12 protein-coding genes are annotated in these 11,369 nt (G+C 68.4%); 3 read left to right on the top strand and 9 right to left on the bottom strand.

The window, feature by feature from the left end; genetic code table 11:
• Positions 1 to 33: 33 nt before the first annotated feature.
• On the bottom strand, positions 34 to 333 hold the full coding sequence (locus tag ACNPNP_RS05505; RefSeq protein ID WP_206476727.1) for a Fe-S cluster assembly protein HesB: 300 nt from the start codon (positions 331 to 333) through the stop codon (positions 34 to 36).
• A 188-nt stretch (positions 334 to 521) separates the two neighbouring features.
• Between ACNPNP_RS05505 and ACNPNP_RS05500 the strand changes: the two genes are divergently transcribed.
• The gene (locus ACNPNP_RS05500; protein ID WP_448965051.1) at positions 522 to 941 is read left to right on the top strand and encodes a pyridoxamine 5'-phosphate oxidase family protein; all 420 of its coding nucleotides are present in this window, start codon (positions 522 to 524) and stop codon (positions 939 to 941) included.
• Between the two features lie 32 nt (positions 942 to 973).
• On the opposite strand, the gene ACNPNP_RS05495 is transcribed toward ACNPNP_RS05500, so the two are convergent.
• Both ACNPNP_RS05495 and ACNPNP_RS05490 read right to left on the bottom strand, forming a co-directional pair.
• Positions 974 to 1,549 (bottom strand): 1-acyl-sn-glycerol-3-phosphate acyltransferase, encoded by a 576-nt coding sequence (locus ACNPNP_RS05495; protein ID WP_448965050.1) that lies wholly within the window; start codon positions 1,547 to 1,549, stop codon positions 974 to 976.
• A gap of 18 nt (positions 1,550 to 1,567) precedes the next feature.
• Positions 1,568 to 2,083 (bottom strand): DUF6328 family protein, encoded by a 516-nt coding sequence (locus tag ACNPNP_RS05490; RefSeq protein WP_448965049.1) that lies wholly within the window; start codon positions 2,081 to 2,083, stop codon positions 1,568 to 1,570.
• An 80-nt stretch (positions 2,084 to 2,163) separates the two neighbouring features.
• On the opposite strand from ACNPNP_RS05490, the gene ACNPNP_RS05485 reads away from it, so the two are divergent.
• A complete protein-coding gene (locus ACNPNP_RS05485) occupies positions 2,164 to 2,295 on the top strand; it encodes a hypothetical protein (protein ID WP_448965048.1) in 132 nt (43 codons plus the stop codon).
• 16 nt (positions 2,296 to 2,311) lie between these two features.
• Here ACNPNP_RS05485 and ACNPNP_RS05480 read toward each other — a convergent pair whose 3' ends face one another.
• Positions 2,312 to 3,721 (bottom strand): DHA2 family efflux MFS transporter permease subunit, encoded by a 1,410-nt coding sequence (locus ACNPNP_RS05480; RefSeq protein WP_448965251.1) that lies wholly within the window; start codon positions 3,719 to 3,721, stop codon positions 2,312 to 2,314.
• Between the two features lie 241 nt (positions 3,722 to 3,962).
• Here ACNPNP_RS05480 and ACNPNP_RS05475 point away from each other — a divergent pair, with 241 nt between their 5' ends.
• Complete coding sequence (locus tag ACNPNP_RS05475; protein ID WP_448965250.1) at positions 3,963 to 6,011, top strand: ABC transporter ATP-binding protein; 2,049 nt, start codon at positions 3,963 to 3,965, stop codon at positions 6,009 to 6,011.
• Between the two features lie 8 nt (positions 6,012 to 6,019).
• On the opposite strand, the gene ACNPNP_RS05470 is transcribed toward ACNPNP_RS05475, so the two are convergent.
• The 5 genes from ACNPNP_RS05470 to nadB are packed head-to-tail and all read right to left on the bottom strand — an operon-like array spanning position 6,020 to position 11,339.
• Positions 6,020 to 6,793: an SDR family NAD(P)-dependent oxidoreductase gene (locus tag ACNPNP_RS05470; RefSeq protein WP_448965047.1), complete on the bottom strand. Its 774-nt coding sequence runs from the start codon at positions 6,791 to 6,793 to the stop codon at positions 6,020 to 6,022.
• 31 nt (positions 6,794 to 6,824) lie between these two features.
• Positions 6,825 to 7,772 (bottom strand): glycosyltransferase family 2 protein, encoded by a 948-nt coding sequence (locus ACNPNP_RS05465; protein ID WP_448965046.1) that lies wholly within the window; start codon positions 7,770 to 7,772, stop codon positions 6,825 to 6,827.
• Positions 7,773 to 7,817: 45 nt separating this feature from the next.
• Entirely contained in the window at positions 7,818 to 8,957 is a 1,140-nt protein-coding gene (locus tag ACNPNP_RS05460; protein ID WP_448965045.1) for a cysteine desulfurase family protein, read from the bottom strand.
• Positions 8,958 to 8,973: 16 nt separating this feature from the next.
• Positions 8,974 to 9,825, bottom strand: coding sequence for a carboxylating nicotinate-nucleotide diphosphorylase (gene nadC / locus ACNPNP_RS05455; RefSeq protein ID WP_448965044.1), 852 nt, complete (start codon positions 9,823 to 9,825; stop codon positions 8,974 to 8,976).
• Positions 9,825 to 11,339: an L-aspartate oxidase gene (gene nadB / locus ACNPNP_RS05450; protein WP_448965249.1), complete on the bottom strand. Its 1,515-nt coding sequence runs from the start codon at positions 11,337 to 11,339 to the stop codon at positions 9,825 to 9,827. Before nadB ends, nadC begins: the two co-directional genes overlap by 1 nt.
• Positions 11,340 to 11,369: the final 30 nt, after the last annotated feature.

Below are 11,369 nucleotides of genomic sequence, written 5' to 3'. Positions count from 1 at the left end.
GCATCCCACCCCCGAGAATCCTCTGCCCGCGCGTCAGGCCGGTTGCGGCAGAATCGTGAAGCTGACCGCTCCCTCTTCATCGACACCGGCGTCGAGCACCTTGTCGGAGAGCGCCTCGGCGGCGTTCTCCTCGAGGAACACGCGGCTGCCGACCCCGTCGATCACGACGTCGGCGGGTTCCGGGGAGGGGACGACGTGAACGGCGAAACGTGATTCGCCGTTCGGGCCCTGTCCTTCCGCGGTCTGGATGCGAAGCCCCGCGTCTGCGCTGGCATCCTCGCGGCCGACGATCGTGGTGACGACGGCATCTGCATTTTCGGTCAGGGTGAGCACAGCGCTCTCCTTCCGGTTGCGGACATGCTCCGGTCAGAACATGTCCGGGCCACGATTCCGCACTCGAACGACACGTTCAACCTGAGCGGGATGATTCGGAGGGTCCTCACATGTTCGACGCAGCACGCCACTACGCTGGCCGCTCGGGCCCGTCGTGGACGGGGCCCATCGCTGCACGAGGAGAACTGATGAACGCCGAGATGATCGAACACGTGCGCTCCCATCCTGGCGGCGTCATCGCCACCGTGAATGCCCACGGCACTCCGCAGGCGGCATACGTCGCCATCGCGATCACGGACCGCGGTGAACTGATCTTCGACGCGAAGCGGGACTCCCGAAAGATCGCGAATCTGCTCGGTGACCCGCGTATCGCGATCGTCATCGGCGGCGAGGACTCCACGACGCTGCAGTGCGAGGGCACCGCCGACATGCCGGACGGCGACGTGCTCGAGCGAGCTGCGAGCGCGTATCTGGAGGCGTTCCCGCAATTCGCCGAATCCCTTCGCAGTGGGGAGATCGTCGTGGTGAGGGTGCGCCCGACGTGGGCGAGATTGAGTGACTACCGCAGGGACCCTCCGATCATCACCGAGACGCACGTGCGGGAGTGATCAGCGCAGCAAAGTTTGGCTCAGGTAAGCGGCTAAAGCCCGGTGCCGCTCTCTTCCCTCAGTCGAGGTTCGGTGCGCAAGCTCGGTCGGACCCCTGCCTTGTCGGCATAGAACCCGCGGATCCGGTCCATGTCGGCGGCCACGTCGCCGGTCAGCTCGAACGTCGGCCCCAGGCCGGTGGTCATGGTCGTGCGATCGACGTAGCCCAGAGTCACCGGCATCCCCGTCTGCAGCGCGATCCGGTAGAAGCCCGATTTCCAGTACGCGTTGTCACCGCGTGTGCCGTCCGGTGTCACGACGAGGGCGAACACCTCGCCGGAGTGCACCTGGGAGATCACGTCTGAGACGACCCGGCCGGGGTTCTCCCTGTCGACAGGCACGCCGCCGATGCGCCGCATGATCGGGCCGCGCCAGCCGGCGAACAGGCTCTTCTTGCCGAGCCAGTGCACGTCGATGCCGAGTCGCCAAGCGATCGCGAGCATGAGGACGAAATCCCAGTTCGAGGTGTGCGGCGCCCCGATGAGAATCGTGGGGCGAGTCGGGACCTCGTCGCCCTTGAGCGTCCACCGACTGAATGTCCAGAAGACACGGGCGAGGAATTGTTTCACCTCACAACCGTAGGCCATTCACCTTCTGTCTATCAGCCGTGGCAGCAGCACCCACAGCGCCAGCACGACGATGGATGCGACGATCAGCACGACGGTCGCGGTCGTGCGATCGACGGTGAAGTCCACGATCAGCGTCGTGACCCCGACGCTCAGCAGACCGATCACGACCAGGTCGGCCTGCACCATGCGCGAGGCGAACCTGACGAGATCGGGTTTGCGATGACGTCCGAACAGGGATCGGTGCATCCCCACTGGCGCCAGCGCGAGCACGGTCGCGAGAGCTGCGAGACCGACGAGCACGATGTAGAGCGTGCGCTGCAGATCGTCGAGTTCGGTGAAACGCGGCTGAAAGGCCACGGCGAGCAGGAAACCGGAGAGCACCTGCGTGCCCGTCTGCATCACACGCAGCTCCTGCATGAGCTCGTCCCAGTTGCGATCCGCGCGCTCGTCGCGCGTCTCATCGCGACCGTCGCGTTTCGCGTCGGCTTTCGCATCCGTCGCGGTGCGGCTCCTCGCATCAGGAGAATCGTTCATACCCCCGAGTGTTGGCCACGCGCGACCCGGCTGTCCAGCCCCTTGACGCCATGATGCGCGTTCCGGCGTAGCATGGAGCCATGACCACTCGCGAGACCTCGGAATCGGCCCCGGCCGTCGACACGCTTGCCGCACCCGCAGGGCTGAATCTGCTGGGTGACGCGAGCGCCGGCGCGTGCTGCGCCGGCGACTCGTGCACCATTGCGGAGTAGTCGTTCCGCCGGTCGGTCAGTGACCGCCGTGGAAACCGTCGCCCACGTCATCCGCAGGCTTGCGGATGAATGCGCTCAACGCCACTGATCCCAACGAGATGATGGCCGCGATCAGGAAAGCCATGCGTGCTCCGGGAGCACCGGCGACGGCTGTCGTCAGTCCTTCGCTCTCACCGGCGTGCAGGATCGACGAGTAGGTCACTGTCAGTACAGCGACGCCGGCCGCGCCGGCGACCTGCTGGATCGTGTTCAGTACTGCGGAACCGTGCGAGTACAGATGACGCTGCAGCGATCCGAGCGACGCGGAGAACAGCGGTGTGAACGACATCGCGAGGCCCACCGACATGAACGTCTGCGAGATCACGAGCAGCCACCACGGGGTGTGCTCGCCGACCGTCGAGTAGAAGAACAGCGCTGCGGACACCATGATCGTGCCGGGGATGAGCAGCGTGCGGGTGCCACGGGCGTCGTAGATGCGACCCATGATCGGGCCGAGAAGACCCATCAGGATGGATCCGGGAAGAAGGATCAGGCCGGACTGCAGCGCGTCCAGTCCCGCCACGTTCTGCAAGTACTGCGGCAGGAGCGTGAGCGTTCCGAACATCGACAGGGCGAGGATGCCCATCACGATGACGGCGATCGTGTAGTTGCCGGAGCGGAACACGCGCAGGTCGAGCAGAGCATCGTCGATGCGCTGCAGCACGAGCTGACGCCAGACGAAGAACCCGAGGGCGAGACCGCCGATCACGAGCGAGATGATGCCGATGGTCGCGCCGTTGGACTCGCCTTCGCCGCCGAACTGGCTGAGACCGTACACGACCCCGCCGAAGCCGAAGGCGGAGAGCACGATCGACAGCACGTCGACCGGAGCTTTCTTCGTCTCGCCGAGGTTGGTCATCCACTTCGCGCCCATGGCGAGGGAGACGAGGGCGATCGGCAGGACGATCGCGAACAACCAGCGCCAGCTCAGCGTCTCGAGCACGGCGCCGGCGAGCGTCGGTCCGATCGCCGGAGCGAGGGAGATGACGAGGCCGACACGGCCCATCATCCGGCCGCGCGACTGCGGCGGGACGACGTTCATCATCGTGGTCATCAGCAGCGGCATCATGATGCCGGTACCGCCGGCCTGGATCACGCGTCCGACCAGTAGCACCTCGAAGCCGGGGGCGATCAGGGCAACGAGGGTGCCGAGGGAGAACGCCGACATCGCGGCAATGAAGACCTGACGCGTCGTGAAGCGCTGCAGAAGGAAGCCCGTCGTGGGAATGACGATCGCCATCGTGAGCATGAACGCGCTGGTGAGCCACTGGCCGAGCTCCGGCGGGATGCCCAGGTCGGCGTTCAGATGCGGGATCGCGATCCCCATCGTCGTCTCGTTCAGGATCGCGACGAAAGCGGCCACGAGCAGCAGCCAGATGACGCGCATATCCGAGCGCGGGATGAACGGTTCTGCTTTCACGGTGGGAACCGAACCGGTGGAAAGAGTGGCCAAAGCGTCTCCTCAGTGGATGGGGGTGGCGGAAGGCCTACGACGGAGCCGGAGATGCGGCTCCCACTCGTGGACAACGAATCATGGTAACGCAGCCTTGCGTCCGGGCATTCCCGCTCCGACCAGATTCTCTCGAAGATCCCGGAGTTCCTCCCGAGGCTAGGCTGACCGCATGAGCATGGGCGGCGGACGAGGCGGTGGCGGTGGGTTCCGCGGGGTCGACGAGGCGGCGCAGAAACGACTGAACGCCGAGGCGCCGCGGATCTCCGGACTCGGACAGCGGGTCGTGGGCCTGTTCCGTCCCTATCTCGGGCGCATCATCATCACCGGCATCCTCGTCATCGTCGGGGCGGGCATCGCGGTCATCCCGCCGCTGATCGTGCAGCGCATCTTCGACGACGCGCTGTTCCCCGTCGACGGCGGCAGCCCGGAGATCGGCCTTCTGATCCGCCTGGTCCTGATCATGGTGGGTCTCTTCCTCCTGTCCGCGGTGCTCGGCGTCGGCCAGACCTGGCTCACCTCGACCGTCGGCAACAGCGTCACCGGTGACCTGCGCGTGCGGCTGTTCGAACACCTTCAGGCGATGGAGCTCGGCTTCTTCACCCGCACCAAGACCGGCGTCATCCAGTCGCGCCTGCAGAACGACGTCGGCGGCGTCTCCGGCGTGCTCACCAACACGGTCACCAGCATCCTCGGCAACGTCGTCACGGTGATCGCCTCGCTGGTCGCGATGATCCTCATCGACTGGCGTCTCACGCTCATCGCGGTCGTGCTGATGCCGTTCCTGATCATCGTGCAGCGCCGTGTCGGCCAGGTGCGGGCCCGCATCGCGGGCGAGACGCAGGAGTCGCTGAGCGAGCTCACCTCGATCACGCAGGAGACCCTGAGCGTCTCGGGCATGCTGCTGTCGAAGTCGTTCAACCGCCAGCGTGCCGAGTCTCAGCGGTATCAGCGGGAGAACCGCAACCAGGTCAAGCTGCAGGTGCGGCGTGCGATGAGCGGCCAGGGCTTCTTCGCGGTCGTGCAGGTGCTGATGGCGTCGGTTCCTGCGGTCATCTACCTCGTCTCCGGCTACCTGATCGCCGGCGGGGCGGGGGCGATCACCGCCGGTACGGTGGTCGCGTTCACCACGGTGCAGGCACGGCTGCTGCAGCCGCTGATGGGTCTCATGCGCGTCTCGCTCGACCTGCAGACCTCGCAGGCGCTGTTCGCGCGCATCTTCGAGTATCTCGATCTGGTCCCCGAGATCGAGGATGCTGAGGACGCGATCCCGGTGCAGCAGGCACCGGGACCCATGGGACGGGTGGCGTTCGACGAGGTCGTCTTCCGGTATCCGGATGCCGCGCCAGACGCGCGTCCCACCCTGCAGGGCGTGTCGTTCGTGGCGGAGCCCGGACAGCACGTCGCGTTCGTGGGGCCGTCCGGAGCGGGCAAGACGACGATCCTCTACCTCGCGCCGCGACTGTACGAGGCGCACGGCGGCGCGGTGCTGTTCGCCGGGGCGGATGTGCGCACGCTCACGCAGGAGTCGATCATCGACAACGTCGGCATCGTGTCGCAGGAGACGTATCTGTTCCACGCGACGATCCGCGAGAACCTCATGTACGCGAAGCCGGAAGCCACGGAGGACGAGGTCGTCGCGGCCGGCACCGCCGCGAACATCCACCACATCATCGCCGGCTTCGAACACGGCTACGACACCGTCGTCGGGGAGCGCGGCTACCGGCTCTCCGGCGGCGAGAAGCAGCGCATCGCCATCGCCAGGGTGCTGCTGAAGGACCCGCCGGTGCTGCTCCTGGACGAGGCGACCTCCGCCCTCGACACGGTGTCGGAACGGGTCGTGCAGGAAGCCCTCGACGAGGCCGCTCGCGGGCGGACGACGATCTCCATCGCGCACCGGCTCTCGACCGTCATGGGCGCCGATGTCATCCACGTGCTCGAGGCGGGGCAGATCGTCGAGTCGGGCACGCACGGCGAACTGCTGGCTCAGGGCGGACTGTATGCGGAGCTCGCGGCGCAGCAGGTCGCGGCATCCCGTGTGCTCGAGACCGAGACGGTCGTGGAGAACGCGATCGGCGGCGGTGTCGCAGCCGCGTTCGCGAACCGTCGCGCCGACCGCGCGCCGGATGATTCCGCCGGAGCGGACGCCGTGGACGCGCTCACCTCGCCCGTGCCGCTGCTCGACGGCGCAGGCACGGATCAGCGCGTGTATCCGGCCGAGGGGTAGCGGCGCGCTCAGTGCGCTGACATGCCGCCGTCGACGAACAAGGAGTGGCCCGTCACGTAGGCGGAGCCCGCGCCGGCGAGGAAGACCGCGGCGGCGGCGAAATCCTCTGGCAGCCCGTTGCGACCGATCATCGTCCGCGCGGCGAGGGCGGCGATCTGCTCCGGGTCCTCCTGAAGACGGGCGTTCAGCGGGGTGAGCACGAAGCCGGGGACGAGCGTGTTGCTGGTGACTCCGTGCGCGCCCCATGCCTCCGCCTCTGAGCGCATCAGCGATTCGATCGCGCCCTTGGAGGCGCCGTAGATACCGCTGCCCACGAAGGCGCGATGCGCCTGCTGCGAGCTGATGTGGATGATGCGTCCGAATCCTCGCTCGGCCATTCCCCGCGCGTAGCGCTGTCCGAGCAGGAACGGCGCGAGCGCGTTCACTGTCATCGTGGCGTCCCAGTCGGCCTCGGTGATCTCCGCATAGGGCGGGCGGATGTTGATGCCGGCGGAGTTGACGAGGATGTCCGGCTCTCCGAACGGTTCAGCCGCGGCCTCGGCGACCGTGCGGATGCCGTCGCGGGTGCCGAGGTCGCCGACGACGCCGGCTGCGCGGCATCCGGCATCCGTCAGCTCGCGCACCGTCTCATCGATGCGCTCGCCGCCACGGGCGACGATGACGACGGAAGCTCCTGCCCTGCCGAGCGCGGTCGCGATGCCGCGGCCGATGCCGGAGCTGCCACCCGTCACGACAGCGGTGCGGCCTTCGAGCGAGAACAGGGCGGCGATGTGGTCGTTCACTGGGCGGATCCTCCGTCTGGGGCATACAGACTCACCACGCGAGGGCGGCGGCGAGCTGAGGGTCGGGGTGGACGCCGGAGAACTCCGGCAGTGCGCGCAGCTCGTTCAGGAACGCGGTCACCTCGGATGCGTACGCGGGATCGGGGTGGCTGCTGGCGATCTCGTGGAGCGGCGGCAGATCCATGGCGAGGATGAGATCGAGTCTGGCCGTGACCGCAGCCTCCGCACCGGCGGCATGCAGCACGCGGATGCCGCCGCGCAGAGCAGCGAGGTAATCGCGCAGCACCGGCAGGCTCGACTTGCCCTGGGTGATCGAGGTGCCGTCAGCACGGAGGCGCCAGCGCACGACGACGTCGGGGATCACATCGAACGCCGTCGCGCGGGTGAGCATCTGCTGCGCGACGATCTGATCCTCGTACGCCACGCCCTCGGGGAAGCGCAGATCGTTCCAGAAGTCCGTCCGGCTGATCTTCGACCACGCGACGATGTTGCCCGACGCCCGTGGATGGTCGAAGATCGTCGTTCGCAGCCGCTGCGGATCGGTCGCGGCCGCCGTCCAGGGCTGCACGCGTCCGGGGACGTAGACATCACCGCGCAGCCGTGAGCGCACGTAGGCGCCGGCGACGAAATCACTGCCGGTCTCGCCGAGCGTGCCTGTCATCCGCGCGAGTGCGGTGGGGGTGAGTTCGTCGTCGCCGTCGAGGAATCCTAGGTACTCGGTCTCGACGAGCCCGAGTCCGACATTCCTGGCCGCTCCCAGTCCACGAGATGCCTCGTGGCGGAGGAAGGTGAATCGCGGATCCGATGCAGCAGCATCCGCGAAGATGCCGGCGGTGGCGTCTCTGGATCCGTCATCGATCAGGATGGCGCGCCAGCGGGGCTCCGTCTGCACCAGCAGCGACGCGATCGCGGCCGGGGCGAACGACTCGATGTCGCGACCGGGGACGATCAGCGTCACGATCGGGGCGGCGGCGTTCATTCCGATGATTCTATTGCTCGCAACGCGAAGACGATCCGTGAGGAGTCATGAACCGGAGACAGCGGACACCGCCGCAGCGACGAGCGCGGCGAGTCGCTCGGACGCATCGTCCGGCATTGCGGTCCTGCCGAATGTGAAGCGCACCGACGTCTGCGCTACCTCGGGCGGTACGCCGCAGGCGAGCAGCACGTGCGACGGCTCGTCGCTGCCGGCTGCGCACGCCGATCCGCTGGAGGAGATCACACCGCGCCGCTCCAGTTCCAGCAGCACCGCCTCACCACTCGTCCCGGCGAACGTGAAGCTCGCGGTGCCGGGAAGCCGGTTCTCGCGATCTCCGGTCAACGCGGCCTGCGGCACGGCGGCGAGAACGCCGTCGATGAACCGCGAGGTCTGCGTGCCGACGCGAGCGGCGACCGACTCGCGCTCCGCCTCGGCCAGCTCCAGCGCCACGGCCAGGGCGACCGCCCCCGCGACGTTCTCGGTGCCCGAGCGACGACCGCGTTCCTGTCCACCGCCGTGCAGCAGCGGCTCGAGCGGAACGCGTCCGCGTACAGCAAGGGCACCGATGCCCTTCGGCGCGCCGAGCTTGTGCCCGGCGATCGAGATCGCATCCGCTCCGAGTGCGGCGAGCGGCAGCCACCCTGCCGACTGCACGGCGTCGAGGTGCAGGGGTACCCCGGCGGCTGCGCTCACCGTCGCGATGGCCGCGGCATCCTGCACGGTGCCGATCTCGTTGTTCGCATGCCCGAGCGAGACCAGCGCGGTGTCGTCGCGGAGAGCCTCGGTCACGGCATCCGGGGTGACTCGCCCGTCACGACCGACCGGGACATGCGTCACCTCGACCCCGTGGAATCGTCGCAGGAAGTCCGCGGACTCGAGGATCGACTCGTGCTCGACCGGCGTGGTCACCAGGTGGCGACGGCCTCGTGCGACAGCGGCGAGCACGATGCCCTTCACGGCGAGATTGTTGGCCTCAGTGCCGCCGGCGGTGAAGATCACGTCGCCGGTGCGCATGCCCAGAATCCTGGCGAGGCGCGCCCTCGCGTCGTGCAGCGCGCTCGCCGCAGCCTCACCCGCCGTGTGGTGACTCGACGGGTTGCCGAACACCCCCGTCAGATAGGGGCGCATGGCCTCGAGCACCTCCGGACGCACCGGAGAGGTCGCGGCATGGTCGAGATAGAGCATCAGACGAGATCTTGCATCAGGCGATCCGCACATCCAGTCCGAGATCGAGCGCACGGGCGGAGTGCGTGAGTGCGCCGACGGAGATGACGTCGACGCCGGTCTCCGCGATCGCGCGGACGGTATCGAGATTCACGCCGCCGGATGCCTCGACCGTGGCCCGATCGCCGATCATGGCGACGCCCGCCCGCAGGTCGTCGAGCGAGAAGTTGTCGAGCAGCACGGTGTGGGCGCCGCCGGAGAGCACGGCCTCGATCTGGTCCAGCCGGTCGACCTCCACGACGACGTGGGCGGTGTGCGGCAGGCGCGACAGCGCATCGCGCAGCGCCGTCGCGAGGTCGGCGCCTTCGCGCTGCAGCACCGCCAGGTGGTTGTCCTTGGCCATCACGGCATCCGACAGCGAATAGCGATGATTGCTGCCGCCGCCGGACACGACCGCGTGCCGCTCGAACGCGCGAAGTCCAGGCGTCGTCTTGCGGGTGTCGGCGATACGCGCACCGGTGCCCTCGACCGCTGCGACGTACTGCGCGGTCAGGGTCGCGATGCCGCTCATCCGCTGCGTGAAGTTGAGCGCGACGCGTTCGGCGGTGAGGATGCTGCGAGCCGATCCGGACACGGATGCGAGCACGTCGCCCGGTGCGAACTCGTCGCCGTCGCCGACGTGCACATCGATCGTGACAGACGGATCGGTGAGGGTGAACGCGGTCGCGAAGACGTCGCCGCCGCTGAGCACGCCGTGCTCGCGAGCGGTGAGGTCGGCGGTCGCTGTCGCGTCGATCGGCAGCAGTGTTGAGCTGGTGAGGTCGCCCCATGGCGCGTCCTCTTCCAGGGCGGCTCCGACGATGCGGGTGAGGGTGGCTGCGGTGAGCATCAGGCTCCGATCAGAGCTCGGGAGGCGGTGAGGTGGTGGGCGCCGACCGAGTCGGTGCGGGCGAGAGCGGCGGATGCCGTGGCTTCGGCGAGAAGCAGCAGACCGGCGTCTTCGTGCTCGGCGCGAGTGCAAGGCGCGGCGACTGCGGCGCGCCAGGAGCGGATCGTGCCGAGGGCCCCGGCCAGGCCCTCCTCTGTGCGCAGCAGGCCGACGTGGTCCCACATCAGCTGCTGCAGCCGTTCGCGGGAGAAATCGTCTTTCAGGTCGCACTTCTCGTCGGCTCCACTCGCCGCAAGCGACGAGAAGTGCGACTCGAACGGGAGGGCGGTGGGTGCGGGAGCGCTCAGGGCCGCGGCGGCGCGAGCGCCGAACACGGCGCCCTCCAGCAGAGAGTTCGACGCCAGGCGGTTCGCACCGTGCACACCGGTGCGTGCCACCTCGCCGACCGCGAGGAGTCCAGGCATCGAGGTGCGCCCGTCGAGGTCGGTGACGATCCCGCCCATCAGATAGTGCGCGGCCGGTGTCACGGGAACGGGCTCGCGCGCCCAGTCGAACCCCCGCTCGCGGGTGATCCTGTCGATGGTCGGGAATCGCTCGGCCAGGCGTGCAGCGCCGAGCATCGTCGCGTCGAGCAGCACCGGACCCTCCTGCACAGCGGCCTGCCTCGCGATCGCACGGGACACGACGTCCCGAGGAGCGAGCTCGCCGTCGGGATGCGTGTCGAACACGAATCGCCGACCCTCATCATCGAGCAGCATCGCACCTTCGCCGCGCACGGCTTCCGAGACGAGGAAGGCGGGTCCTGCGGCGAGCACCGTGGGGTGGAACTGCACGAACTCCAGGTCGCCGACCGCTGCTCCTGCCCTCATCGCTGCGGCGATCCCGTCGCCGGTCGCACCGATCGGGTTGGTGGTGCGGGCGTACAACTGCCCTGCGCCGCCGGTCGCCAGGATCACGGCCGCCGCCTCGAGGTCGACGAGAGCATCGTGCCGCAGCATCCGGACGCCGCGAACCGCCCCGTCCTCGACCAGGAGGTCGACCAGGAGGGCGTGCTGGATGACCTCGACCAGAGACTTTCGCACCTGCGCGATCAGCGCGCGGGAGATCTCCGCACCTGTCGCGTCGCCGCCCGCATGCACGATGCGCGCATGGCTGTGGGCGGCCTCGCGTCCGAGCAGCAGCGTGCCGTCGGACGCCCTGTCGAATGCGACACCGCGAGCGATCAGCTCGGCGATACGGGCCGCGCCGTCGGACACCAGCACGTCCACCGCGGCAGGGTCCGAGAGCCCGGCGCCCGCGCTCAGCGTGTCGGCGGCGTGCAGCTCGGGGGAGTCGCCGGGGCCGTAGACGCCCGCGACTCCGCCCTGCGCCAGCGGCGTGCATCCGTCGCCGAGCACCCCCTTCGTCATGAGCGTCACCGCATGCCCCGCCTCGGATGCGTGCAGCGCTGCGGTGAGTCCCGCGATGCCGGAGCCGACCACGATCACGCTCGCGTGTCCCGGTACAGATGTCAGTCGATCCGCACAGTTGTGGGGGGAATCACG

Source organism: Microbacterium xerophyticum, assembly GCF_053543555.1.
This window is presented reverse-complemented; position numbering and strand designations above follow the sequence as displayed.